The organism is Pseudomonadota bacterium (assembly GCA_026388315.1).
Classification (GTDB): Bacteria; Desulfobacterota; Syntrophorhabdia; order Syntrophorhabdales; family Syntrophorhabdaceae; genus MWEV01.
The window spans coordinates 23,352-50,045 of record JAPLKA010000118.1 but is presented as its reverse complement, the minus strand read 5'-3'; the positions used below and the strand labels follow the sequence as shown (position 1 = coordinate 50,045).

Annotated in this window: 25 protein-coding genes; 12 read left to right on the top strand and 13 right to left on the bottom strand. The window is 43.5% G+C overall.

Going from position 1 to position 26,694, the window contains the following annotated elements; genetic code table 11:
* Positions 1–53: 53 nt before the first annotated feature.
* Positions 54–1,124, bottom strand: coding sequence for a linear amide C-N hydrolase (locus tag NTX75_17340; protein MCX5817981.1), 1,071 nt, complete (start codon positions 1,122–1,124; stop codon positions 54–56).
* A 408-nt stretch (positions 1,125–1,532) separates the two neighbouring features.
* Here NTX75_17340 and NTX75_17335 point away from each other — a divergent pair, with 408 nt between their 5' ends.
* Both NTX75_17335 and NTX75_17330 read left to right on the top strand, forming a co-directional pair.
* Positions 1,533–1,781, top strand: coding sequence for a ribbon-helix-helix protein, CopG family (locus NTX75_17335; GenBank protein MCX5817980.1), 249 nt, complete (start codon positions 1,533–1,535; stop codon positions 1,779–1,781).
* On the top strand, positions 1,765–2,136 hold the full coding sequence (locus NTX75_17330) for a PIN domain-containing protein (GenBank protein MCX5817979.1): 372 nt from the start codon (positions 1,765–1,767) through the stop codon (positions 2,134–2,136). The genes NTX75_17335 and NTX75_17330 overlap by 17 nt, the downstream gene beginning before the upstream one ends.
* A 98-nt stretch (positions 2,137–2,234) precedes the next feature.
* Here the strand turns inward: NTX75_17330 and NTX75_17325 are convergent, their stop codons facing one another.
* The 4 genes from NTX75_17325 to NTX75_17310 form a co-directional block, all read right to left on the bottom strand.
* Positions 2,235–3,971 carry an ATP-binding protein gene (locus tag NTX75_17325; GenBank protein MCX5817978.1) on the bottom strand — a complete coding sequence of 579 codons (1,737 nt, stop codon included), beginning with the start codon at positions 3,969–3,971 and terminating at the stop codon, positions 2,235–2,237.
* Positions 3,968–4,648 carry a response regulator transcription factor gene (locus tag NTX75_17320; GenBank protein ID MCX5817977.1) on the bottom strand — a complete coding sequence of 227 codons (681 nt, stop codon included), beginning with the start codon at positions 4,646–4,648 and terminating at the stop codon, positions 3,968–3,970. Before NTX75_17320 ends, NTX75_17325 begins: the two co-directional genes overlap by 4 nt.
* Positions 4,649–4,854: 206 nt before the next feature.
* Positions 4,855–6,159, bottom strand: a complete 1,305-nt coding sequence (locus NTX75_17315) for a TRAP transporter large permease (GenBank protein MCX5817976.1) — start codon at positions 6,157–6,159, stop codon at positions 4,855–4,857.
* Positions 6,152–6,634, bottom strand: coding sequence for a TRAP transporter small permease (locus NTX75_17310; GenBank protein MCX5817975.1), 483 nt, complete (start codon positions 6,632–6,634; stop codon positions 6,152–6,154). The genes NTX75_17315 and NTX75_17310 overlap by 8 nt, the downstream gene beginning before the upstream one ends.
* A 160-nt stretch (positions 6,635–6,794) precedes the next feature.
* On the opposite strand from NTX75_17310, the gene NTX75_17305 reads away from it, so the two are divergent.
* From NTX75_17305 to NTX75_17270, 8 genes are all read left to right on the top strand, one after another.
* On the top strand, positions 6,795–7,433 hold the full coding sequence (locus NTX75_17305) for a molybdenum cofactor guanylyltransferase (protein MCX5817974.1): 639 nt from the start codon (positions 6,795–6,797) through the stop codon (positions 7,431–7,433).
* Complete coding sequence (gene rimI / locus NTX75_17300) at positions 7,433–7,990, top strand: ribosomal protein S18-alanine N-acetyltransferase (GenBank protein MCX5817973.1); 558 nt, start codon at positions 7,433–7,435, stop codon at positions 7,988–7,990. Before NTX75_17305 ends, rimI begins: the two co-directional genes overlap by 1 nt.
* A gap of 50 nt (positions 7,991–8,040) precedes the next feature.
* Positions 8,041–8,799 carry a dihydroorotate dehydrogenase electron transfer subunit gene (locus tag NTX75_17295; protein MCX5817972.1) on the top strand — a complete coding sequence of 253 codons (759 nt, stop codon included), beginning with the start codon at positions 8,041–8,043 and terminating at the stop codon, positions 8,797–8,799.
* Positions 8,781–9,686: a dihydroorotate dehydrogenase gene (locus tag NTX75_17290; protein MCX5817971.1), complete on the top strand. Its 906-nt coding sequence runs from the start codon at positions 8,781–8,783 to the stop codon at positions 9,684–9,686. The genes NTX75_17295 and NTX75_17290 overlap by 19 nt, the downstream gene beginning before the upstream one ends.
* Complete coding sequence (gene recJ, locus NTX75_17285; protein ID MCX5817970.1) at positions 9,676–11,397, top strand: single-stranded-DNA-specific exonuclease RecJ; 1,722 nt, start codon at positions 9,676–9,678, stop codon at positions 11,395–11,397. Before NTX75_17290 ends, recJ begins: the two co-directional genes overlap by 11 nt.
* Entirely contained in the window at positions 11,394–14,729 is a 3,336-nt protein-coding gene (locus NTX75_17280; GenBank protein ID MCX5817969.1) for an AAA domain-containing protein, read from the top strand. The genes recJ and NTX75_17280 overlap by 4 nt, the downstream gene beginning before the upstream one ends.
* A 19-nt stretch (positions 14,730–14,748) precedes the next feature.
* On the top strand, positions 14,749–14,922 hold the full coding sequence (locus tag NTX75_17275) for a hypothetical protein (GenBank protein MCX5817968.1): 174 nt from the start codon (positions 14,749–14,751) through the stop codon (positions 14,920–14,922).
* A gap of 368 nt (positions 14,923–15,290) precedes the next feature.
* Positions 15,291–16,325: a histone deacetylase gene (locus NTX75_17270; protein ID MCX5817967.1), complete on the top strand. Its 1,035-nt coding sequence runs from the start codon at positions 15,291–15,293 to the stop codon at positions 16,323–16,325.
* Between the two features lies 1 nt (position 16,326).
* Here the strand turns inward: NTX75_17270 and NTX75_17265 are convergent, their stop codons facing one another.
* From NTX75_17265 to NTX75_17250, 4 genes are read right to left on the bottom strand one after another with little or no spacing between them, the layout of a single operon-like run.
* Positions 16,327–16,605, bottom strand: a complete 279-nt coding sequence (locus NTX75_17265) for an integration host factor subunit beta (protein MCX5817966.1) — start codon at positions 16,603–16,605, stop codon at positions 16,327–16,329.
* A 47-nt stretch (positions 16,606–16,652) separates the two neighbouring features.
* Complete coding sequence (gene ccsB / locus NTX75_17260) at positions 16,653–17,462, bottom strand: c-type cytochrome biogenesis protein CcsB (protein MCX5817965.1); 810 nt, start codon at positions 17,460–17,462, stop codon at positions 16,653–16,655.
* Positions 17,452–18,723, bottom strand: coding sequence for a cytochrome c biogenesis protein ResB (locus NTX75_17255; GenBank protein ID MCX5817964.1), 1,272 nt, complete (start codon positions 18,721–18,723; stop codon positions 17,452–17,454). The genes ccsB and NTX75_17255 overlap by 11 nt, the downstream gene beginning before the upstream one ends.
* Positions 18,704–19,084 carry a cytochrome c3 family protein gene (locus tag NTX75_17250; protein MCX5817963.1) on the bottom strand — a complete coding sequence of 127 codons (381 nt, stop codon included), beginning with the start codon at positions 19,082–19,084 and terminating at the stop codon, positions 18,704–18,706. The genes NTX75_17255 and NTX75_17250 overlap by 20 nt, the downstream gene beginning before the upstream one ends.
* Before the next feature lie 206 nt (positions 19,085–19,290).
* Here NTX75_17250 and NTX75_17245 point away from each other — a divergent pair, with 206 nt between their 5' ends.
* Complete coding sequence (locus NTX75_17245; protein ID MCX5817962.1) at positions 19,291–20,058, top strand: DUF1460 domain-containing protein; 768 nt, start codon at positions 19,291–19,293, stop codon at positions 20,056–20,058.
* On the opposite strand, the gene NTX75_17240 is transcribed toward NTX75_17245, so the two are convergent.
* The 3 genes from NTX75_17240 to NTX75_17230 all read right to left on the bottom strand — a co-directional run bounded on the left by NTX75_17240 (position 20,048) and on the right by NTX75_17230 (position 22,648).
* A complete protein-coding gene (locus NTX75_17240) occupies positions 20,048–20,821 on the bottom strand; it encodes a sugar phosphate isomerase/epimerase (protein ID MCX5817961.1) in 774 nt (257 codons plus the stop codon). The two genes, NTX75_17245 and NTX75_17240, sit on opposite strands and share 11 nt — an antisense overlap.
* Before the next feature lie 90 nt (positions 20,822–20,911).
* On the bottom strand, positions 20,912–21,394 hold the full coding sequence (locus NTX75_17235) for an adenosine-specific kinase (protein ID MCX5817960.1): 483 nt from the start codon (positions 21,392–21,394) through the stop codon (positions 20,912–20,914).
* Positions 21,395–21,727: 333 nt separating this feature from the next.
* The gene (locus tag NTX75_17230; GenBank protein ID MCX5817959.1) at positions 21,728–22,648 is read right to left on the bottom strand and encodes a radical SAM protein; all 921 of its coding nucleotides are present in this window, start codon (positions 22,646–22,648) and stop codon (positions 21,728–21,730) included.
* 302 nt (positions 22,649–22,950) lie between these two features.
* Here NTX75_17230 and NTX75_17225 point away from each other — a divergent pair, with 302 nt between their 5' ends.
* The gene (locus tag NTX75_17225) at positions 22,951–25,890 is read left to right on the top strand and encodes a PAS domain S-box protein (GenBank protein ID MCX5817958.1); all 2,940 of its coding nucleotides are present in this window, start codon (positions 22,951–22,953) and stop codon (positions 25,888–25,890) included.
* A 30-nt stretch (positions 25,891–25,920) separates the two neighbouring features.
* Here NTX75_17225 and NTX75_17220 read toward each other — a convergent pair whose 3' ends face one another.
* Positions 25,921–26,670 (bottom strand): L,D-transpeptidase family protein, encoded by a 750-nt coding sequence (locus NTX75_17220; protein ID MCX5817957.1) that lies wholly within the window; start codon positions 26,668–26,670, stop codon positions 25,921–25,923.
* Positions 26,671–26,694: the final 24 nt, after the last annotated feature.

Genomic DNA, 26,694 nt, shown 5'->3' with positions numbered 1-26,694 from the left:
GCATACCCGCTTTCAAGCGGCAATGGTTAATACCATGGCATCTTATTTGACATTTATTTTCCCCATCCCTTGCCTTTCTCAGTCAACAAAGACCCAACGTTCCCTGATAAATCTTTTTTGAGAAAATCTAAATAACGCACGGGTTGTCCTTCTGAAAAATCCAGCTTATTCAAATCAAGGGAACTTATTTGTGGATTACCCACAGTACGAAAAAATATCTTTCTATTTTTTACATCTGAAACAATGGTCCATTGCGTAAATCCATGTTCAAACCCAGGAGATTCGGACAAAATCTGAACTGTGCTAAATCCATAGACAATCGCCTCTTCTGGTGATTTTGGAGCAGGAAGGTATTTTAGATAATAAGCCCCCCTCACAAATCTATCCATGGATTGTGTCCCGCCAGGTATATACGCCTTGCCGCCAAAACCTTCATAGTTTTTAAGGATTGCCAGAGATTCATCATATATTGTATTTGTCAGGACCCGGACGGGCGGATTAAGATGGACTTTTAGTTTACCTTTGGTGTATTCCACGATAGCTGAGTCACCGGAAGGGTCGTGCATATAAAAATGCAGCTTGATATTTACGATATCCCCTTTGATATCCGCAGGGACCTGAATAACCCGGTATTTTTCAGATTTCACATCAGAAACAGCCTCTTTAACTGTTTTGAAGTTATCCAAAAAATACTGAATTAATGATGCAATCGCCAGTGCCGGACGCTTATCCGCTTTAGGAAGCTCTGATGTTTCAAGGAAATAACTTCCGACCTTAAATCCATACTCATTCATGCCATCAACGCCAGCCAGGACAAATCCGCTGGCATTAACGCTCGCCGGGATACTTTTCTTCGTCGGCAATTCAACATTGAAAATTACGCTTCCATATTTACTGGTCCAGGAAAGAGGCTTTTCGTCATTATTCGCGTAAGCAGATGTTTGGGGGGTGCCCCTGGGGGTGATAACGGCAATACCGTCGCCGAATGAAAAATCGAAATTACGGGCCGAAATAATAGAATCGTTTCCTTCAATATATATCTCTGAGCAGGCTAATATGCTTCTGGAGTTAATAAAAAGAGCGCTTAAGAAAACTATGATTATGATTATATGATTTTTCCTCATATTTCCCCCTTGAATTGTTTTATTGTTCAGTGTACCACGGCAACATATCAGGTATCTATTTAAAAAAAGAGTATCATGCACCTTCGTAGTATGCCTAAATAAGTCTGTGGTCATGTTTTAGATCTGGGGAAGAACTGACGGGACATTGGCAGAATATGGACGTTTGAGCTTACCTCCCCACGCTGACAACCTTTTCCTTTCTCTCGGTAATGGTTATCGTTTTTCGACCATCGTCCTGAACATTTGTACATCGGGTAGCCGAGAAGTGTTTCCTGCTATGCGTAACAAATATTGATTGCCATTTGTAAGGTGCGCTCAAATGTATGAAATAAAGAATTCTATCCTTGCGGTTTTTTATTGAATCGTTCTATACTATCATAACAAGCTATGATATATGAGGAGGTAGTCATGCCGGCTGTAAGCTTTTATCTTAACCAGGATACCTTGAGGGCCGTCAGAACGAAAGCAAAAACAGAAAATACCCCTGTCTCACAAATCATCCGGAAGGCCTTGGAAGAATATCTTTTACTTGACGAGAAAAAGGCGGCAAAGAAAAGGGTCTTGGCTACCCTCATGAATGAAAAACCGCTTGGAGGCACAAAAGAATGGGAATCGCTACACCGGGAAAGGTCAGAAGCAGATGCTGACAGGGGTTGATACGAGTTTCTTCTTTGCCCTTGAGGAAGCGAATGAACTGGCATCAGAGATATGGCAGGAACGTGATATTGTGGTATCTGCTATTACCATCTATGAACTTCAGAAGAAACTCCTTGCAGGTAATTTACGGTATCCTGCGATAATCGAAGACATAAAGAAATCGTCAGCGATAATACCGATAACTGAAGAGGTAGCATCACGGGCAGGACATATCGCCCATGGCACCGGAATGCCGGGCCTTGATGCCGTCATAGTGAGCTCATTCCTCCAGGCAGGATGTGAGGAGATCTATACAACAGATGCCCACCTTGGCTTATATAAGAAGAAAGGGGTCAAGGTTATATATCTTCAATAAATATATGGTTGATCTCGCAAGACAAACAAGGGTATTGGTAAGCAGGTGAAGGAAACAACGTTGAGGCAAAGTGATTTATTAGAAATAGGGAAGGAAAATCATTCGGGATTGATCGGCAGGGTGATGGTAAATTGTGTACCTTTACCGGGGGTACTTTCAACGTCAATAGCGCCTTTATGGAGCATGACAATATGCTTTACGATGGAAAGTCCCAGGCCAGTGCCACCGAGTCTTTTGGAGCGGGATTTGTCTACTACATAGAATCGTTCAAAGATGCGGGGAAGATATTCATTGGAGATACCTATTCCCGTGTCCCTGACGTTAATTACTATGAGGCCGTTATTCTCTGTGATTGATATGGTGATTTCTCCCTCTTCGGTATATTTTATGGCATTGTCAATGAGGTTGATGAACATCTGTTCCAGCTTAAAGGGATCTGCCTGTATGAAAGGGAGTGTGTCCTGAATGGTGACATTGATGTTTATATTCTTTTCTTTTGCCCTGTTTTCAAAAATCTTAAGAACATTCTCTATGATGTTTTCGAGTGAAACTTCTTCAAGCTCCAGTTCAGCGCCTTTTTCCTCATTTTCTGAAAGCAGCAGAAGGTCGCCCACGATGTGCATCAGGCGGTCCGTATGTCTTTTGATAATCTCCAGATAGCGTTTATTTTTAATATCTTCCTCGTCTTCAAGGGTTTCCACGAAACCTTTAATGGCGGTGAGGGGGGTTCTCAGTTCGTGCGATATGTTGGCAATAAATTCCTTTTTCGTCCTTTCAAGATTTTTAAAGTCAGTAATGTCGTGAAGCAATACTATGGTTTCGTCTTTCGACACCAGATAATTCGTGCTGCAGAGAAAAACCTTGTCATATAGATGGACTTCACCTGAATAGTAGATACCACCATCGGCCCCTACCTTTTTCATCATCTCTGCAAATTCCGGTGACCTTACAACTTCCCAGTAAAATTTCCCTTCTACATTCTCTTGTTTTATGAGCCTTCCAAAGCTGTCGTTGCTTAGTCTTATCCGTCCATCCTTATCCAGCACTACCAGCGACTCCTGGATTGAAGAGATGATCGTTCTCAATTCATCGGTGCGGGCCGATATCTCATCAAAAACGTCATGCATCTTTGCTGCCATTTCATTAATGCAGTTCCCTAATTCCTTTAACTCATCCTCATTTTTCAAAAAGACCTTTGTATCGAAATTGCCCGTGGAGAGTCTCTTTATGGCTTGAACCAGTGTTTTTACCGGCCTTGATACTCCCCGTGAAAGCATGAATGCTATCCCAAGGGAGAGGATTGTCATGATGAGGGCTATCCACAAAATGTGCATTTTCAGCTCATTAAGCAGAGAGTTGATCTGCTTGAGCAAGGTGCTGATCCTTATAACTCCTGATACCCTGCCGTCTTTCTCAATGGGGAGGGCAACGTACAACATATCTTCTTCAACTGTTACGCTGAATCGTAATGATTTGCCGACATCACCCGACAGGGCATCCAATACTTCCGGCCTTATTTTGTGATTTTCCATGGTTTTCGGGTCTTTTTCCGAATCGGCTAAGACTTTTCCTTCCCCGTCAATCACAGTGATTCTTGAGTGAATCTGATTCTTTAGGGTCTTTACGTAAGCATCTAATTCCTGAAATCTTTGTTTTTCCAGAAGTGAAGTTACATCCGGCTTTAAAGCAATGGCAAGGTTTTTGAGGTTATCCGTAAAGGTATTAACGTAATGTGTTTTTATCAAATTGAATGAAAGCAAGGGGATAAGGATAGAAAGGAGCGCGATAATGAGAAGGCATCCGCCGAATATCTTCGAAAATAAAGGTATCTTCATTCTTCCAGCTTATACCCTACGCCCCTGATGTTTTTTATAAATATCGAGGCCTTGCCGAGCTTTTCTCTGAGATGCTTGATATGCACATCCACAGTTCTGTCCAGTACCATTTTATCATCCCCCCAGAGATGCTGAAGTATCTTATCCCTTGAGAATACCCACCCCTTTTTCGTTGAGAGAATCTGTAATATTTTGAATTCTGTCGTGGTAAGCTCTATTTTTTCGCCTTCCACCTCAACCTCATATTTTTCAGGATCAAGAACGAGAATGTCCCCTATTTTAATCCTTTTCGTCTCCTCTTTCGGGATATTTCTTCTCAGGACCGCCCTTACCCTTGCCACAAGCTCTCTCGGCGAAAAAGGTTTTGTTACATAATCATCGGCACCGAGTTCCAGACCGAGAACCTTTTCGGTTTCTTCTGCCCTCGCAGTGAGCATGATTATAGGAATGGAGGTATACTTGTCCTGGCCTTTAAGGAATTTACATACCTCGAATCCATCCATATCGGGGAGCATGAGATCCAGTATAACGAGATCAGGGGTTTCGGCTGCGAGAGATCTGAAAAAAGACTCCGAATCGGGAAATTCTTTAACCCGGTAACTCGCTTTTTTAAGATTGATGGAAACAAGCTCTAAAATGTCAGGTTCATCATCTATGATTGCAATCAGCTTATTCATAATCTGTCCTAAGATACTTCATTATATCGGTGTTTGTCATCTTTTTTGAGATGCATGGTAAGAAGTGCTAAGCAGCAGCAGTTGAATATCAAGATGATCTCGAAGTTGCTTGACATTTTTCGGTACGATAAGACAACGCAAAGTAAACAGAAAATTAAAAGGGCTTCCCGCAATGGGAAGCCCTTCGGTTGTTTTCAGTGATGTTCTCAGCCCGGCATCAACAAGTTTGGCAACCACGTTGCAATGCCCGGGAACAGAAAGATAAGAATGCCGCCAACAACAAGACTGATTAAAAACGGGTATACACCGGCATAGATAACATTGAAGGGGGTCTTGGTAATCTGCTTGACGACAAAGACGCATATGGCCATAGGCGGAACGACAACGCCTATCATAACAGTGACGGCAGCCAGGATCCCGAACCAGAGGGGGTTGTAACCAAGTTGAGTAATGGCAGGGTAGAAGATCGGTGTTGCGAGGATCATGAATGCAAGATCGTCGATAAAGGAACCGCCGATAAGGTAAATCAGTGAGATGAGTATAACGATGATCCATGAGGGCATCTGGAGACCGACGATCCAGTCTGCAGTGATCATGGGTATTTTTGTAACGGCGATAAAATGGCCGAGAACGGTAGAGCCGGCAATGAGCATAATGACCATGCAGGCCGTTCGGATAGATTCCCCTGCAGACTTGATGTATCCCTTAAAGTTCATATCTCTTTTAGAAAATGCAAGCAGCAAAACAAGGAACGTACCGACGCTGCCGGCCTCTGTAGGGGTGAAAATGCCACCAAGAATCCCCCCGATAATCAGGAAAAAGATAACCATGACCATTATTACATCCGGCAGCGTTCTGAAGCGCTCACCCCAGGTAGATTTTTCACTTTTCGGGCCTATTGCAGGATTTATTTTACACCAGCCATAAATAACACCTATGAAGAAGAGGGCAATGAGCAAGCCGGGAAAGATGCCCGCGAGAAAGAGCCGGCCGATCGACTGGTCTGTGATGATGCCATAGATGATAAGGGTAACGCTCGGCGGAAGGAGTATGCCAAGTGTACCAACGGTTGCAACAATACCCGTAGAAAGTCTCTTATCGTACCCGTAGCGGTCCATTTCAGGGACGGCAACAAAGGCAAACGTCGCTGCTGTTGCAGGCGAGGAGCCGCAGATAGCCTTAAAAACTGTAGCGCCGCCGACCGTTGCCATGGCAAGGCCTCCGGGGATGTGGCCGATAAATTTATGCGCTGAGTCAAAAAGTCTTTTTGCAATACCGGAGTTGAATGCCACCTGGCCCATCAGGACAAAGAGGGGGATAACGGTAAAGCTATAAGAGTTGAGAACGTCATAAAAATCTTTGGCAAGAAGATTGAATGCTGCATTCCACGATATAAGGTAGCCGAAACCGAGAAAACCCATTAGAATCATGGCAAAGGCCAGCTCTATACCTGTAAGAAACATAATAAGTACAATCGCTAACCCTATGATGCCAACTGTTACCTCATTCATATTGACCTCCAATGACCTTGACGATGTCGGTGACGAGCACAAGGCATTGAATAAAGCAACAAACACCCATACCATATGCTATAGGGTAGAACGGAATCTGCCTGGTTAAGGAAACCTCACCGGATTTGTAGAGGTCTGTTGCATAGATGAACAGATTGTAGCCGATGATGATAAAAAGGGCTATGCTGACAACTCGTGTCAGAATATTCATAGCGTTCTTTCCCCAGTTGGGGAACTTCTGAATAATGAAATCAACATAGATGTGGGCCCTCAACCAAGAGGTGAGAGGGATACCGAAGCCGATCGCTACCGCACCTCCAAGCCCGACAATCTCGAATGTCCCGACGATGGGATGACCAAAGAATCTCAGGACAACATCTGCCACGGTAAGCAGCATAATAAAGGTCAAAGCAGTGTAAGCAATGACATTCATCAGTTTGCTAAGCTTTTCAGTAAACCAAAATAAACCTGCCATACCTCCTCCTAAATTTTAATTGAAATAGATTTTTGCTCTGATGTGTTCATGGTTGTTCAGCACTGTGTATTGATATTTGTGCAAGTATAGTAAATGAATTTTTTTTTGTCAACGATTATTATTAATGAAAACTTAAAGCAGGTATTGAAGGTTCACTATAATGAACATGGATAACCTCCAAATCTGTTCCTTTACTCAAAGGATAAAAAATGATACATTCCCGATAATGAATATCACCTGTGCTATACTTGCAGGAGGGTACAGTACACGAATAGGGCAGGACAAGGCAACCCTCGAGATAAACGGTAAGGCGTTGATACATTACGTCTTTGATAAGGCAAAAAATGTCTTTCAGAATATTGTCATTGTCTCTAACAACCACAGTGCGCTTAAAGGTATACATGTACCCGTAATAAAAGACATTGTGCCTGCCCGGGGTTCTATGGCAGGAATCGTATCGGCCTTAATGTATTCGCATGACCCTTATGTGTTTGTGTGTGCCTGTGATATGCCGTTCATCCATGAAAACGCCATTTATTATATGATGAACGAAATGAACGGCGAGGACATCATCATCCCGAAGACAGAAAAAGGGTATGAACCGCTCCACGCTTTATATGGCAGGTCATGTATTTCACATATGCTTACAGCTATTGAACGGGATAGATTAAAGATTGCAGAAATATTCCCTGTTCTTACCGTAAAAGTATTGAATGACCACACGAGTTTCTATAATAACGGGCGCTCTGTGTTCACGAATATAAATACAGCGGCAGATTTAGAGATACTGAGGAAGTAATGAAAGACGGAATGAAACAATTGCGGATTGCGCCTGTCCACCAAGACGCTCGCGGCACAGGTGGGGATTTCGGATTGCGGACGGAAAAAGATAATGCCGCAGCAACATATGCCGAAGACATGGTAAGGGAAATGAGGGAAGATGACCTGATAGATATCCTGGAGATAGAGAAGCGGTCATTCATCTCTCCATGGACGAGGAGGATGTTTGAAGAAACCATAGAATCCCCCATCTCGACAAACTCAGTAATAGAAATAAATAGTGAAATCCTTGGCTATATTATGCTCTATTCTGTGGAGGATGAGGCGCATATAATGAATCTTGCAGTGCACCCCGATCACAGGGGAAGAGGATACGCTTCAAAATTGATAACCCATACGGTTTCGCATGTTGTCAGGAGAAACATTTCTGAGTTTTTCCTCGAAGTGAGGGAGAGTAATATAAATGCTCAGCGTTTATACACAAAATTCGGGTTCAAGATTATAGGCAAAAGGAAAAGATACTATACGGAGACGAATGAGGATGCACTGGTAATGCACCTGTCATTCAGTAAATAACATGGAGCCCCCGCTACGCGAGGACAGGCGTAGAGAGCATAAGAAGAAACATGGATGATATAGAAGCAACGATCATACAGAATAAACACATTGTATCAAATTACTACACGCTTAAACTGCGGCTATCCGGGTCCATGGGCAGGGTATTGCCCGGTCAGTTTGTTATGCTTAAAATTCCCGGCAACGAGGTGTTTCTCAGGCGACCCTTCAGCGTCTATGCATACAGCAATAATACCCTTACACTTATGTACAGGGTAGTGGGTAAAGGGACAGAGATTCTGAGCAAATGCCCGAAAAATGAAAGGACACTCGTTCTTGGCCCCCTGGGGAATGCCTTTCGTATCAGAAAAACAGATAAATATATAGTGGTTGCCGGTGGTATAGGTATTGCCGGTGTCCATACACTCATTAAAAGGCTGGGGAAGAAGGCATCCATATTTTACGGGTGCACGAACAAAGAGGAACTATCACTGATAAACGATATGCTGCATTTAAATCCCATGGTCTCCACTTTGGACGGCTCATGCGGATTTGAGGGGAATGTTATAGCATTGCTTGGGAGCTACATCGAATCAACAAAAGGTGAAGATCGTCAGATATTCGTCTGCGGTCCCGCTGGCATGGCGAGAAACCTCCGAAAGCTGATAGAAAAGGACAGAACACCATGTCAGGTCCTTGTTGAAGAGAGAATGGCCTGCGGGCTTGGTCTGTGTTTTGGCTGTGTGATTAAAACTATCGACGAAAAAGAACCCTATAAGAGGGCATGTAAAGAGGGGCCTGTATTCGATTTATGGGAAATCTTACTGTAGAATTTTTTGAAAAGACCCTGAGAAACCCTGTCATGAATGCGTCGGGTACGCTGGGGTATGGTAAGGAAATTGAGCCGCTCTGGGGCATTGAAACGCTCGGGACCTATGTTACAAAAGGGTTATCTGCAAAACCGCATCACGGCAACCCCACACCGCGTGTGTGGGAAGAGAGAAACGGGATGATTAACAGCATTGGTTTGCAGAATATCGGCGTGGAGCGTTTCTTTGATGAATATTTCCCCTATTTTAAAAAAAGAAAGACACCTGTTATCGTAAACTTTTTTGGTTTTACCGAAGAAGAATACCTTGCATGTGCTGCAAAGGTCAAGCCTGACCCTTTTATTGTCGCCCTTGAGATAAACCTTTCATGTCCGAACATTAAAAAGGGTGGAATCAGCTTTGGAAAAGAACCCGGCGCAGTATTTGAAATAGTAAAACATGTAAAAAGTGTTACAAAGCTACCGCTTATTGCGAAACTGACACCGGAGGTCAGGAACATCGCGGAGATTGCACAGGCCGCCCATGAAGGGGGCGCTGACGGACTCACCCTCATCAACACAATGCCTGCAGCGGTTGTAGATGTCAAGTCAAGGAACATACCCATAAAAGGGGGGCTGTCAGGGCCCATTTTGAAGCCCATCGCACTGAGGGCAGTATACGAATGCTCAAAGGCGGTTCCCATACCAATTATCGGTGCAGGCGGTATTATGAACACGGAGGATGCCATATCCTTCTTTATGGCCGGCGCGAGGGCGATCCAGATAGGCACCGCAACATTTGTTGATCCGTATGCAATACCAAAGATTATCAGAGGAATCGACGAATATCTGGATGCTCACGGGTGTTCGGGTATCGGGGATATTGTAGGAATTGCACGTGATCAATAGCGTTCAGCATTCAGTGTTCAGCATTCAGGGAAATAATAGCAAGGAAGAAATAGAAATTGCGCGTTCTATTCAAGAGGGCCTTGGTGTTCCTGCCCTCTTCGCACGCATTCTTGTTTCCAGGGGGATGGAAAGCCCTGAAGAAGCGGAGGCATTTCTCTACCCGAAACTCGATAACCTTTCTGATCCCTTTTTACTCCCGGACATTGAGAAAGGGGTAAGCAGAACAATCAAGGCTATTGAGAAAATGGAACATATCTGCATCTACGGTGATTATGATGCCGATGGAATAACATCAGCGGCACTGATGACTAATTTTTTCAGGCACCTCGGGCTATCAGCGGAGGTCTATCTTCCTATGAGAAAAGAGGGGTATGGGCTGAATATTGAGGCAGTAAAAAGGATTGAGGCCCGAGGCACAAAACTGCTTATATGTGTTGATTGCGGATCATCAAATGTTGATGAAATCAAGGCCGCGAATGAACTTGGCATGGATGTAATCGTCATTGATCACCATGAAGTTCCGGCAATAGTCCCTGCGGCATACGCCCTTATAAATCCTAAGAGGAAGGATTCCCGCTTCCCCACAAGGGAGCTTGCGGCCTGCGGTGTGACGTTCTTTTTCCTGTGGGCATTAAGAAGGGTCATGCATAATGATGGTTTGCTGAAAGACAAAATAAACCTGAAGCGCGAGCTGGATATTGTTGCCCTGGGGACTGTAGGAGATATGGCGCCGCTTATAAAAGACAATAGAATCCTCGTGAAATTCGGCATGGATGCTATGAAAAAAAGGCCGAGGCTATGGCTTAAATCCTTTTTGAGAAAAGGTCTTATACCCCGCAAAGGTATCGACGAGTATGCCTTGAATTTTATTATTATCCCCAGAATAAATGCCACAGGCAGGGTATCCGACCCGAAAAAATCTTTAGATTTTCTTATCTGCGAAGACGAAGGTAAATCTGAATCCCTGCTTTTAAACATTATACAAGCTAATCAAGATAGGCAAGAAGAGGGTAAGAAAACGCTCGAAGATGCGTTAAATATTGTAAATAGAAATAACCATGCGGACAAATGTTCAATTGTCTTGTATAAGGAGAATTGGCCCATTGGCACAATCGGTATAGTTGCACAGAAACTTGCTGAAAGTTTTCAGAAACCTTCAATAATCATAACTAAAGTAAATGGTCAGTGGAAGGGTTCCGGGAGAAGTGCTAATAATATTAACCTTCATGAAGCTATTTCTTCAGTAGCGCACCTGCTTTTAAAATTTGGAGGCCATAAGAATGCCTGTGGTATTTCAATAATAGAAGACAATATTGAGCCTTTCAAAAATGAGTTTGAAACATGTGTGGGACAGTGTTTAGAGAAGACAAAAAGAGAGCTACACTTTGATGTCTATGCGGAATTCGAAGAAATAACGGAAAATTTTGTGCGGCAGCTTGATAAATTATCGCCATTTGGTGTTGGAAATCCCAGGCCCCTTATCTCTTTGTCCCCTATTAGCGTATCTAAAAACAATAAAGACAATAAATACAAAAGGATTGTCAAAATCCTGGATAAAAATGGCAGGGGTTGGGATGGAGTTGTCTTTGAAAAAAACATAGTTATTCCCGATAGGGTTTTGAGCATAATCGCATCACCCTTTATTAAAAAGCAGGGTGAGCTTGAATTTATAGACCTCAACATCAAAGAGTTCATTTCTGAATCATTATGAATCAGATATCTCAAGAGACTGCCGAAATTCTATATGGCAAGGTTACCGAAATCGATGAGCAGAAAGGTTTAGCCGCAAAAGAAAAAATCCCTAAGCTGCGTTCCGTTCTGGATAGTCTTTTTAAGGAATTGACTAAAGATGAAAAACAGTTTTTCTCTGATCTTTTTTCAAGGACAATATATATTTTTGATAAGTATAAAATCGATAGAGAAATCATTGAAAAGATACATGCCTTAAGAAGACTTGCCAACAAAGTTATACACGAAGTGGATTGGCTGCCAGAGGAAAACGATTACTTGGCAAGCTTAAATCTTATTGCTGAAGTAATAAATTATTTCTCAAAGATTCCCATACCAGAAACTTTCCAGGGAATCATTACAGGTAGCCCTGATTTAGGAATTAAAACATCAGTGATCCAAGAAGATGAACTAATACCATTTGTCACGGCAATCATATTGAGTGTTGCAAAAAACCAGCAAAACGACAGAGAATATGTCTATTTAAATTGTACTTCAGAAGAAATGGGTCTTTTTACGCTTGTTTTGATGGACTATTACGCTCCATCCGGTCAAACGATCGTTAAATATACTGAACTTGCCGATTTGGTGTGGAAATATTCAAAAGTAAACTTGTTTACAATAGAAAAGATTAAAGGCAAAGATAAATTCTATTCTACAACAGACAAATCCTTCATTGTTTTGGAACCAGATTACCTGCTTGATGCATCTAAGATTGCTGAGTGCTTTCAGGTTAATGGTGAAAACCCTCTTCTATATCTTCTGAATAAATTTAAAAAAGGCGAGCCATCAGAAGCAATGCTTTTGGGTAATATTGTCAACAGGATACTCGATGATGTAATTGTCAGGCCAAAAACAAAGTTTGAACATAGTTTTGAAATGGCAATCAGAGATAGCATGCTACCGTTTTTATCTGTGTCATGCTCAAACAGCAGTTTTGATTTTGATAACATGAAACAAAAAGCAAAAATGCAAATGGCCACCATCTGTGAATGTGCAAAAGAATATGCAAACCATTCAATCCATATTGAACCAACCTTTATCTCACCGATGTATGGTTTGCAGGGCAGGCTAGACATACTTACGGAAGGGAAAGACGATGATAACCGTAAAAACATCATAGAGCTTAAGAGCGGGGCTGTACCAGATAATTCGGTATGGATAAATCATGCTATTCAAGCAGAATGCTATAACATGCTTATTGAGTCGGCATTTCCAGGGAGAAAAGGCATGACCTCTATTCTTTATTCTAAAGCGAATTCAGATGGATTCCCTCTGCGATATCTTAACGAATCTCTTTGGAACAAGCAAAAAGCTTTAAGGATAAGGAATCGTATCGTTGCAAATGAGTATAAATTGGCAAACAACAATTACGATGCTATTTTCAAGATTAAACCACAAACCTTTGGTGTAGTGCCCAGATTTGATATTTCTACCGTTAATCAGTTTGATGATATTCTTAACGGTAATAGTACGACTGATCTTGAAAGGAAGTATTTTCTCACCTTTATTTCATTCATTGCAAGAGAACAACGTGCCGCAAAAATTGGGAGCAACATCGATGATGGCGATGAAGGTTTTGCAGGACTATGGAAAAGCACATTAGAAGAAAAAAGAGCAAATTACACGATTCTGGATGAGCTCGAAATCGAATCAATTTCCGATAATTTTGAGCTTACCCTAAAACGAAAAGGAACACTCTTTACAAATCCTATCTCAAATTTTAGAGAAGGAGATATCGGGATACTTTATCCTACCATCAGTGAAGATAGCTTAAACCCTCTAAGAACCAAGATTCTTAAATGCGTTATCAATGGGATCGACAACTCAGATATTAAGATTACACTCCGCAACAAGCAGGTAGATAAAGCTTATTTCAATAAATTTAGCCGCTGGGCAATAGAACACGATTTATTGGAAAACAATTTCGACGCCATGTATAAGTCTTTATATCGCTTTTTATGTGCAAATTCACAAGAAAAAGAATTATTGCTTGGCTTAAAAAAGCCAGCTTTCAGCATAGCTCATATTCGTTTATCAGACCCTATGACGCCAGACATGAGAAGCTTGCTTGAACGTGCCTTGAGCGCCAGTGATTATTTTCTTGTCCAGGGACCACCTGGTACCGGGAAGACCTCGATTTTCCTTATTGGACTGGTGAAAAATCTCATTAATGCCACAGATGAAAATATTATAATTCTTGCGTTTACCAATAGAGCAATAAATGAGATTTGTTATTATTTAAAAACTGCAGGGTTATCCTTTCTCAAAATTGGGAAGAAGGAAGCCAGGGAAGAAAATAATTGGTCAACGTTGCTCAAAGAAAAAACATTGCAAGAAATTTACAAAACGATAGAAGGTACGAGAATTTTTGTTTCGACACAGGCTTCATTTGCGAGTAATCTTGAAATTTTAAAGCTGAAGAGCTTTTCAACCGCAATAATCGACGAAGCATCCCAACTGCTCGAACCCCACTTGATAGGAATCTTACCGGAGTTTAAACGATTTGTTTTAATCGGGGATGACAAGCAACTCCCGGCTATAGTTATTCAAAAAGATGCTGAAGTTAAAGATAACGATTTAACTGAAATCGGTATTACCAACCTTAAAGATTCACTGTTTTCAAGATTGTATAAAAATTGTGAAAACAAGGGGTGGAACGAGGCTGTTGGCATGCTCACCAATCAAGGAAGAATGCACGAAGACATCGCCGAGTTTGTAAATAATGAATATTATGGAGGTAAGCTTAAAAGTATCTCTCCACACCAAAAGGTGAAAGAGCACAGATTCGCAGTAGATTCGTTCAATATATATGAGAAAGTAATATCGAGTGCAAGGGTGGTTTTTATTCCCACAAAGAGGGAAAGCAAATCCAAACGGAATGATCATGAAGCTATGCTTGTAGGCGCATTAGTAAAGACAATTAAAGACGTATACCAAGATGACTTCAATGAAGGAACCGTTGGGGTAATTACGCCTTATAGGGCACAAATAGCGAATATTATTCTCAATGGAGGGATTCCGCCTGATTTACAAAAACAAATAACTATCGATACGGTAGAGCGCTATCAGGGAAGCCAAAGGGACATAATCATAATATCCTTTGCGGTGAACTATGCCCATCAACTGGACTTGCTGGAATCTTTAACAAGCGACGGTAAGGTCGATAGGAAGTTAAACGTAGCCCTGACGCGGGCAAAAAACCACCTCATTATTCTGGGTTGCCCTGCGATATTGACAAAAAAGCCTATTTACGGAAAACTCATTGATTTTATTAAGCTAAAAGGTGGATATATCCAATTAGGAGTGGTATAAAATAAAAAGGTGGTTTGCTGTGGAGGATGACCTTTTTGATATCTTTGGAATTTCACTTTTTTCTTCAGGTGGGATATGGTGCAATCTGAATAACATGCCTTGCATTCCTCTATCTGCATGTGAGAAGTATATGGAAGATGACAACTGTAGGTATAAGAGTGGGGAGGATAATGCTAAAAACGAGGATGAGTGACAACACCGACAGGTCGGTGTTGAGAAATTGCATGGTTTTTACACAAAAGGCTCCACAATTTCCTCATAATTATGGCAGGAAGAACTTTTTGTGAGTCGCGACTTCGAGCATTTCTTGGGCACCCTGTCGGTAAGCAGAAATGTGCCCGCGGCCAGTGCCGCGACTGGGACGGCCTGATTTGTTCGAAGCCCAGCGGCAAGTTAGAAGGCCGAATGGATGCGAACCTTAGCAAGGGTAAGAAAGCGCAGGGAGCAGAGAGCAAAACAGTGTTCCGGCCACATCGAATAAACAAAGATTAGGAAACTCCAGGTTTTCTTTACCTTGATTTTTGTGGTAAAAGGTAATAATCTGAGCATATGGAGGTAGTTATGAGCGTTGGTATCGTAAGAGATGAAATATATTTAGAGCACATTACGGATGATTACCATCCGGAAAACCCCGGACGTTTGAAATCTATATATTCTATGCTTAACAATATGGACAATCAGGGGATAGTGTATATACCCCCGAGAATGGCCACCCATGAAGAGATTGCTCTTATTCACGAGCATTCCTACATTGATTCTATTGCAGCAACATCGGGGAAGGTACAGAGGAGGCTTGATCCGGATACCGTCACGTCCCCGATGTCATATGAAGCTTCACGTATGGCTGTAGGAGGGACGCTGAATCTTGCGGATGCATTGATGGATGCTGAGGTTGAAAGCGGATTTGCCCTCGTGAGACCGCCGGGTCATCATGCCGAACACAACCGGGCAATGGGATTCTGCATATTTAACAATATTGCGGTTGCTGCACGATACCTTGAGAAAAGACATGGTCTTAAGAGGGTGATCATAGTGGATTTCGATCTCCACCACGGCAACGGAACGCAGCACAGTTTTTATAAAGACCCCGGTGTACTCTATTTTTCCACCCACCAGTACCCCTACTACCCGGGAACCGGGCATTTTGATGAGGTTGGAGACGGCGACGGGAAAGGATATACGGTGAACGTTCCCCTCTCACAGGGGATGGATGATGCCGATTATATATATGTGTTCAACAATGTGCTTATCCCGATAACAGACCTTTATAAACCGGAGGCGGTGCTTGTATCGGCAGGTTTCGATACCCACTACAATGACCCGCTCGGCGGTATGGGTGTAACAGAAGCCGGTTATGCTGCAATGACCCGCATACTTCTCGATATTGCCAAAAAACATTCAAATGGCAAAACGCTTTTTGCCCTTGAGGGTGGATACGATGTGACCGGGCTTACCAATTCCGTAAAGGCGGTAATCATGGAAATGAGGGGCACACCTATGTACAGCAAGGATACGCATGGCAACCCCTCCGATGGCGTTGTTCAGGCTGTACATAAAGTTAAAAAGGCGTTAAGCCCTTACTGGGGAGAGTTTTAGTTTAGTCCTTCCAGATCATTTCTTTTAATTCTTTGCCGACCTTGAAATAGGGAAGCTTTTTTGGCTGCACATCCACGAGTTCACCGGTCTTGGGATTTCTTCCTTTGTAGGCCTTGTATTGCCTGAGCGTAAAGCTGCCGAACCCCCTGATTTCCACCCTTTCGCTATTTACAATCGCCTTTTTTATGGTGTCCACAATTGTGTCAACGGCTATTTTTGCCACTTTCTGATTCAACTTCATGTCTTCTGCAACCTTGTTGATGATATCGATTTTGTTCATAAAACTACCTCCTATAAATTTTCTATTACATATACATAACGGCTATTTTATGTTGCATAACTATGTAACCCGGAAAGAATAAAATTTACACCAAAATAGGTAAATATTACACTTAAAAATCCAATGATTGAAATAAATGCTATTCTTTTGCCCTTCCAGCCCCTTACAAACCTTGCATGGAGGAAAAGGGCATAGATAATCCACGTTATCAACGACCACGTCTCCTTGGGGTCCCAACTCCAGTATGAACCCCATGCGTAATGTGCCCATACGGCGCCAGTCAGTATCCCTGCGCTCAGCATGGGGAAACCTACCATGACACTCCTGTAGTTTATCTCCTCAAGCATCTCTTTTGGCGGTACTACGTTTTTCCATTTGATGAGGTAAAGAAGGCCGCAGATAAAGGATATAACAAAGGCTGCATAGGCGACAAAGCAGGTAATAACATGAATATGAAGCCAGTTGCTCTGCAGGGCAGGGATAAGGGGCTGTATCTTCCTTTCCACAGACGAAGAGATAGAAGCATAGCTCATGAAACCAAGGGCAATAAGTGACGCCATCATGGTAATGATCGGGAATGTCAGTCTTTTCTTCAATATCACAAGTACAAAGCCAATGCACCATGCATAAAAGATGAGCGATTCATAAAAGTTAGACAGGGGAGCATGTCCTATGCCAAGCCTGTAGGATTCAACCCAGCGGGCTATGAGTCCTGTCGCATGTAATCCAAGCGTGATGTAAAGCAGAATCCACATAAAGGAGAGTATCTTTTCCTTTTTCACGGCAAAATGAAGGACGTGAAGAAAGAAAATTGAAAGGTAAAGCAATGTAACAACACCGAGGATTTTATGATCCATTGCCGGAGACCTTCCTTTTCAACTTTTCGAACTCCTCTTTAAACCCTTCCCTGTTCTTGAACGCAATGCCCGCGACAATCAGGCCGTCAGGGATATTCCGCATGTAGATTCTCCTGTAATAGACAAAAAAATTCGCATAAAGTCCAAAGAGTATGAGCGCAAAACCTGTCCAGACCACCCATACCCCGGGATCTTTCGCTATTTCAAGTCCGGTGTAAAAATCCTCTTTAATATCTTCGAGTTTTATATTTACACCCTGAATTTTTTGTTCCTTTAGCCGTTCCACGTCTTTCAGGAACCATACAGCCTTTGGCTCACCCTGGTCTAAATAGGCAACGAGTACACCGGGCCCGAAGTTGTGAATAGCGCTTTCAGAACGTGCTATCATCATGACAAGACCGTCTTTTTCATAGGTTTCCCGCTCACTTAAAGTAACATGTTCCCCGGCAATCGTGAATAAAAATGATGGGGAAGCGCCGTAGCTTGCCTGGTAAACGTTAATACCCTTGTATGAAAGTGGACTGTTTACCCTTATATCCCTTTCCATCACTACCCTGCCGTTATCCAATACTTCAACCTTGCTCACATAATCTTTGGGCTCACCGCCCGGATAAAAACTTACCTGGAAGTCCTTGCATTTCAGTGAAAATCCAAGGGGCACCTCTTTTAGGGGCGTACCTCTCAGGATAAGCTGATCCTTCGTTTCGCCTTTTCTTAGGGTCATAAACCCTTTATACCCAAAGAGCATGCCGATGAGGCTCCCTATAAGAATAATGAGGATGCTCCCGTGTATTATGTACACACCGTATCTTGAAATAACACCCTTTTGTAACACAACCCCCTCTTCCCCCTCATAAATAGTCTGATATCCTTTTTTGATTGAAGCGATGGTGTTTTCTCTCTCATTATTTCCAACATGGAAGACCATGGACATGTCGGAAAGCTCGCTTTCATCGGGCAAATCCACCTTGCCTTCTGTCTTTATGAGTCTGGCAAACCTCCCATATGTACACAGAGTGAGGTTGATGGCGAAGAGCACGATTGCGGCGATGAACCAGGGTGAGTGGTATACATCGTCAAAACCAAGATATTTAATGATCGTATATGTGGTATCTGAGTATATGGAAAGATACTCTTCCACGTCTGCTTTTTGCTTTATAACAGTCCCGAATATTGAACCAAAAGCGATAAAACATAGTAGAAATATTGTAAGGCTCAGGGAAGATAAAAACTTATAAATGTTATTTTTTATGACACTCATTACACTTTACAGGGGCAACCTTACCTTTCGCTACGTTTTCCTTGTGGCATGTCTGGCAGTTTTTATGGAAAGCATCCTTTGCAGGAGCTGCATTGTCTTTTACCTCTTTAAGGAGATGGCACGTTCCGCAAGCCTGTGGTTCCTTTGCGTCTTTATCCTTGTGGTGGCAGGTCACACACTCAATCTTTCCCTTTTCAACGTGAGTGGTATGAGAAAAGGGTACAGGGGGCAGCTTTGCGCCTTCAAGCGTAAGCATAGTGGGTTCGGCCGGTTTTTTCTGTGCTGATGCGAAATTGCTCAAGAGGAAAAAACCAAAAAACACCAGACAGCATACTACAACAATGTATGGTTTTTTTCTCATAGGTTATCTCCAAAAATTCTTGACATGTTATCCCAACCATAGAGAGTAAGTCAAGGAAATACATGCACTTTTGGTAATCCTTCAGTTATTAGACTGGAAAATATTTCACAAGACTGAGGGTTTACCACTTCTGCGAAAATTGGTTTTACAATATACAGGGTAAATGCTTATACTACGTAACCCCGATAAACGGGATAAGTAAGTTTATGAAAGTGAAGACAGAAAAGGAAATGATTGCCCTTGGCAGGTGGTCAAAGAGTGACCTTGAACACATCATGAGCACTGCCTCGCATTTGAGCAACCCCGGCGAACGTATAGGTTTCATCTCACAGCATTTTTTGAACACCCCATATCTCGAATCCACGTTAACCGGCAGTATTGACGAGCAGGAGATATGCGTCATAAACCTTTGCGGGATGGACTGTTTTACCTTCATCGATTATGTGGAGGCTATGAGATTGTCGGGTTCCTTTGATGAATTCAAAGAGAGTCTGAAAAAGGTGAGGTATCAATCCGGAGATGTTGATTACAGGAAAAGAAACCATTTTTTTACGGACTGGGCAGAGTTCAGCAGGGCAAATATCCGTGATGTAACAGGAGAGATTGGCGGCAACAGAACAAAGAAGGCGAAAAAGATTCTCAATACAAAAGAAGATGGGACATGCTTTTTGCAAGGTATCATTCCCCGCGAGCGAAAGATTGCATATATCCCCGCGGATAACATGAATTCTTCTACTCTTGCCGCAATGAGGACAGGAGATTATGCGGGGATATACTCGGAATTACCAGGCCTGGATGTCTCTCATGCAGGCATTATCATAAAAGCAGACAACGATGAAATCTTTTTGAGGCACGCCTCAGCCCTTGAACGATACAGGAAGGTCGTTGACCAGCCATTAAAAGAGTATATGGCAGATAAGGCCGGTTTAATAGTGCTGAGAGCATTGGAACCTGCATGCCATATTATGATATGAATTCTTGTAATGTTTTTATACTCTCTATCGCATGGGCTTCACTATGGAATTCTGATGTATAGATAATGCCGGTTAATTGCGCAATGAATGCCTTCAGTTCCCGGAAAGGAAATGTGCCCCAGCCTATAGGAAGATGCTCGTCGGATTTTCCGTGGTTGTCGTGGAGATGCATCTCTCTGATACGATTCTTAAGGGGGATAAACCATGCTTCGAGGGGAGTCGTGGAAAAGAGATTAAAGTGGCCCGAATCGAAGCAAAAATAAAGGTCTTTATCCTTAAAATAACCTAAAAGGGCTATCAGCGTAGCGGGTGTTTCTTCAAAGATGTTCTCAAGCAAGACGAGCGGGCCGCCCTTTGCCTCACTGAGAACCTCGGTCCACGTCTCGACGCTGTTATCAAGCCACAACTGCTCATTTCCGTCATAAAACCACTTGTTGTATCCGGGATGGCACACAACACTTATTGCATTAAGGCGATGGGCCATCTCCACGGCCCTTTTTATCTTATCTTTTGAGAGGGTCCTGATCTTCCGATCATATCCGCCGGGACTCAAATCCATAAATGGGGCGTGGGCAGTGCAGATAATGCCGCTATCCCGGAGTTTTTTACCCAGTTCTTTGACGTCACCCATGTCCAACTCATCGAGGATATTATTTTCCGCATATACCTCAACCCCAACGCCGAGACCCGCAACTCGCTCGATGTTGGCCTCTACAAGCCTGTAAGGAACATTAATAAATATGGGTAATTTTCGATTGTCCATGGCAAACTTTAATGTATCTTTTATTTATTCAAAGTTCAAGGTTCAAAGTGTAATACTTAAAGACATTAGCACAGAACATTGAACAACTGACTATAGTTTATACCGGAATTTGCGGAGGAGTTCCTTCCTCTGCGTTTTGTCCTCTTCGCCCTCGATACCTTTTGGCCTGGAACCGTCAATAATACCCATGATGCCCCTGCCCTGTTCCGTCTCGGCAACAACGACCTGAAGAAGATTTGCTGTTGCGCAGATTACATGGCATACTTCCTGACAAACCTTGATGGCGTTCAGGACGTTTATGGGAAACCCGTCTTTCATAAAAATAACGAATGTGTGGCCGCAGGAAAGGGCAAAGGATGTCTCGGATGCGAGTTTCATGAGGGCTTCGTCATTCCCTTCATACCGCACGAGGCAGGGGCCGCTTGCCTCTGAAAATGCAATGCCGAATTTCAGGGAAGGCGATGAGCCCACAAGGATCTCATACATGTCCTCCACGGTCTTCACGAAATGGGATTGACCGATGATGATGTTCAACCCTTCCGGGATGTCAATTTTTACTGTCTTTAATTCCATAATTTCCTCCTTTTTTTAACGTTCATTTTGTCAAAACCTCTAAATCGAAAATTTTTATTTTGCCGCCCGCTCACGCTCGACAAAGGCGGACAAAAGCAGACAAAAGAATTATGTTTATTTGCCACGCCGACATTGGCGCGGCAAATACTCTCACGCCCAGGGGCGTAGAGTATCCAACCTTACGGGCGAATATATTAAATTTTTACTCTGCCCGAAGGGCATGGAGTATATCGGGTGCCGAGTCGGCAACCGATATAAAATACTGTCCGGCTTTTGTCCGATCTTGTCTGCGGCTGAATAAAAAAAGTTTTTCATATGTCCTTTGACATTGCCTTAGCGTTTAAACGGTTCTTCCTCTTCAAAATCCGGTACAAGGAGCGGTGCACTTTCCAGTTCCTGAATAAAAACGTTTTCAAAACCATTCTCTGAAAGAAATGTTACCAGATCATTGTATTCGTCATACCGGATTTTCCTGTTTAATATTGGATACGAAGCAGCTTTATACACCGGATAATACTGCGACATGAGGCTTATGAATGTTCCAATACCAAGATGTTCCTTAATCCACCCGATAATATGTCGTGAACCGGCCAGATTCCCGGGGAGGACAAGGTGCCTTATGAGGATACCCTTTTTTGCAACCCCATCTTCTACCACCAGATCGCCTACCTGTCTTTTCATCTCTGATATTGCCCATTTTGCATGCCCAGGGTAACCTTTATCGCGCGGGACATGAGAAAGCTTTTCCGCGATATAAGCGCTCCAGTACTTGAAATCAGGCAGGTATATATCGATGAGCCCGTCGAGCACCCGCAAGGCATGGACATGCTCATAGGCATTCGTATTATAAATAAAGGGGATTCCTATTCTTTCTTTTATTGCCTGGTCTATTGCAAGCGCAATAAAGGGGATATACGGCACAGGGCTCACAAGGTTTATGTTATGACAACCCTGCTGTTTGAGCTGGAAGAATATTTCCACAAGTCCTTGAACGGTAAAGCTTTCACCTGACCTCCTGTGACTTATCTGGTAATTCTGGCAGTAGATACATCGCAAATTACACGAGGCAAAAAATATAGTTCCAGAACCTCTTGTGCCGGAGATGGGTGTTTCCTCACCGAAGTGGGCGCCGTAGTGTGCAATAATAATTTCATTGCCGATGCCGCAGAACCCTTTTTCGCCATTGAGCCTGTTCACACCACATTCCCTCGGGCATAATGCACACTTTTCAAGAAGCAACAGGGGGTCATTCATGGAAACTATTATAATAACTTTGGTTATCGATTTAAAGCCATTTTAAGTATATGGTACAGGTTTGTGTTCCGCTCACAAAGCTGAAAACCGCACCGGCCACGGGTTTCACCATTGAGAAATATAAGGCTTGCAAAATATCAGGAATTGCAGTAAAAAATAAAACTGTTCAGGGGGGGAATTAACGGTAAGTATTCGGATTATCAGAATCTGCGCGTTTTTAATCCCCCGCCTGTTTATAACACACAACACGGAAACAATGACCTCTAACGGTATACAATATCATTGCTATGGAGAGGTTTACCATGAACACAAATGAGAATCATTCAGGAAACGCCTCCAACGATAAGGCTGACTTTGAAAACCCACGGCAGGATATATACCTTATTCTGGCCCGTCTCTTTGACATTATGTTTCCTATTATCCTTTCTCTCGGAGGTATCGCTCTGGCTGCATCCCTTTACCGGTCTGTCGTCCAGCACGGCTGGTATCCCGCCTTCCTTTTTCATATAGCAGTTTACCTGTCAGCCGTGGGAACATTTATCCTCCGCAGACGGATACCGGTTCTTCTGGTATTTTTACTGATATCCCTCTTTGTCTATGCAGTTGCCCTTCAGTCACTCTATACCCTGGGGCTTGCAGGTACCGGTGTTGTTCATCTTGTTATCCTCTGCACCTTCGCAGGCATCTTCCTCGGAGTAAAGGTCGGGATGATTGCCTTGGGTGCCAGTATCCTTACAGTGATCCTCGTCGGGTCAGGGATTTACACGGGCGCTATTACGACAAGGCCTGATACGGCCGCATACCTTTTGGCACCTGCAAACTGGATTCTCCAAGTTGCCTGCTTCCTCATGTACGTGGCGCCCCTCGTCCTCTCTTTGAACGGCCTCCAGAAAAAGATAGTAAATTCTTTTCATGAAATGAAGGCAAACAATCTGCTGCTGGAAAAAGAGATATCGATACGAAGGCAGGCAGAAGAGGAATTGCGGAAGAGTGAAGAGAAGTATCGGAGCATCTTTGATAATTCTACTATGGGGATATTCCAGAGCACCCCTGAAGGGACCCTTTTGAACGCCAACTCTGCACACGCCAGGATGCACGGTTTTTATTCGGTGGAAGAGTTCATGGCAAGCATCACCGACATCAAAAAGCAGTTATATGTCGACTCTGAAGACCGGGACAGATTCATGGAGATCCTCAACGCCCAGGGCAGTATTGAAGGCTTTCAAGCCCAGCAGTACCGCAAGGACGGCAAAAAGATGTGGATTTCAATCAACGCCCGTGCCGTGACGGATGCGAACGGCACTTTGCTTTGCTATGAAGGCACCGCAAAAGATATTACCGAGAGAAAGCAGGCAGCGGAAGCCCTTAGGGAATCGGAGAGTAAATTCAGGGATCTTTCCGAAAAATCGATTGCAGGAATCTACCTCGTGCAGGATAACCTGTTTAAATATGTCAATTCAAGGTTCGCTGAGATACACGGGTACGGCATTGATGAAATGATCGACAAAGTAGGGCCGAAGGACGTGATTTTGCCCGATGACTTGCCGGTGATGGACGAGAATCTGCGCAAGAGAATATCGGGAGAAGTTAAGTCCCTTCACTTCGAATTCAGGATACGCACAAAAAACCGGGAAATAAAATATGTTGAGGTTTACGGTTCGCGCACCATGTACCGGGGACAGCCTGCTGTAATAGGGACATTGCTGGACATTACAAAACATAAACGGGCTGAGCAGGCGCTCCTTGAATCAGAGGCAAAATACCGCAGCGTTGTAGAGAGCGCCCTGGTAGGGTTTTACATCATACAGGGCGGTACCTTCCGGTATGTAAATCAGCGTTTCTGCGACATGACCGGATATACATATGATGAGATTATCGATACCCTGCCCTATATGGATATAATCCATCCGGATGACAAAACGAAGGTAGCGGAGAATGTAGGAAAGCGCATGAACGGGGAGGATGTGTCCATCGAATACGATTTAAGAGTCGTCAGAAAGAGTGGTCAGGTGGTTATGGTACGGGTTTTCGGTGGCTCCATGCAATATAATGGAAGCAAAGCCATTTCCGGAACCTTTGTCGACATTACACACGAAAGGGTGCTGGAGTCCCAGCTCCGCCAAGCCCAGAAGGTGGAAGCCATAGGCCAGCTTGCAGGCGGTATTGCCCATGACTTCAACAATATACTGACGGTCCTCACGGGATACGGAAGCCTCCTGCAGATGAAGATGGATAAAAATAATCCTTTGCGGATATATGTGGACCAGATGCTCTCAGCATCGCAGAAGGCATCCAGCCTGACTCAGAGCCTTCTGACCTTCAGCAGACAGCAACCGATAACCCTGCGGCCGGTTAATATCAATACCGTCATAGGGGGGACAGAAAAACTGCTGAAGCGGCTGCTTACAGAAGATATTGCATTGAAGGTCAGCCTTACCCCTGATGCCATAACGATAATGGCAGATGCTACCCAAGTTGACCAGATATTATTCAACCTTGCAACTAACGCCAGAGACGCCATGAAGAAGGGCGGCGTATTAAGTGTAGAGACAAAACGAATAATACTGGACCATGAATTCAGGCAGGCTCACGGCTTCGGTGAACCTGGACAGTATGCGCTCTTATCCGTCTCCGATACGGGCATGGGGATGGACGAAACAACCAGGGAAAAGATATTTGACCCCTTTTTCACTACCAAGGAGGTTGGAAAAGGAACAGGCCTCGGTCTTTCAACGGTTTACGGGATCGTAAAACAGCATGGCGGCTATATTAATGTGTATAGCGAATTGAATGTCGGTACAGTCTTTCGCATTTACCTCCCGGCAATAAGGGAAGAGGCCGCTGAAGAACAGGCCCCTCCGTGTGATTTCAGGACAGGGGAAGAGACCATCCTTATTGCAGAAGATAATGAAAATGTAAGGCAGTTTGTCGTCGAGATCTTCAGCCTCTGCGGCTATAAGATGATTGAGGCTGTAGACGGTGCAGATGCAATACAAAGATTTCAAGAGAATAAGGAGATCAATCTTGTAATTCTCGATTCCGTTATGCCCGGGAAGAACGGGAGAGAGACATATGATGAAATCGTCAAAATAAAACCCGATATAAAGGTGATTTTTATCAGCGGCTACACAAGAGATATCATTCTCGATAAAGGCATACAGACAAAGGATTTTGCCTTTGTTCAGAAACCTCTGTCGCCGGGCGAGTTATTGCAGAAAGCAAGAGAGGTCCTCGATAGCTGAATATTGCATGAATCGGGGCATTGACAGCGTCTAAGGTAAATGGAATCTTTCCTTGATATTGCCGTACATGCCCTCAGTAAACTGGAGCAGTAGGGGATTTTTTGCGGGGTCAAGCCATTGCAGCAAAAACGAGAGGTTGTCCTCTGCCATTGCCGTACAGCCTGAAGTACCCTTGTCAGGCATTTCCCAGATATGAAAAAATATGCATGACCCGCAACCCTTCACAACAGGTTGGGCGTTATGCTCAATGACGAGGCCGGTTTTATAAACATCGATGGCGGACATCTTTTCGGAACTCTTCCGGTCGCGGAGCGGTATTGCTGAGCTGTCAATGATCCGGTTGTAGTGTTGCGATTCCCCGTCGTCCACACACTCGATACGGTCGGTCAATGTAATGTAAGGCAATTTAACGTAAGGGGCTTTTTCAGAGAAACCGAAGGCCTGTTGTATTGCAAAGATACCCGATGGCGATTTGCCGTCGCCTTCCTTTTTTACAGGCGCCGTTTTATCAAGCGCTTCATAATCGATATCAAAACTTCTGCCCCATCCAAGTCCCTTTTTGCCCAGCACGACCGGGATGCCCTGTTTCACGGTCTGCCATTCCCCGTCTTTCTTTTCATGGAGCGACAGAACTGCCTCAAAAGAATCCCATGTCTTTGCCTGAACAATAATGATCTGCCTTGATTTCCGGAGGGGACCAGAGATGGATGCACCTTTCGCGCTATTGGAAAGGACAACTGAACATATCATGGCAAAGAGAAAGAACATGAGCAGCTTCATACCGTTGATTCACCATCATACACC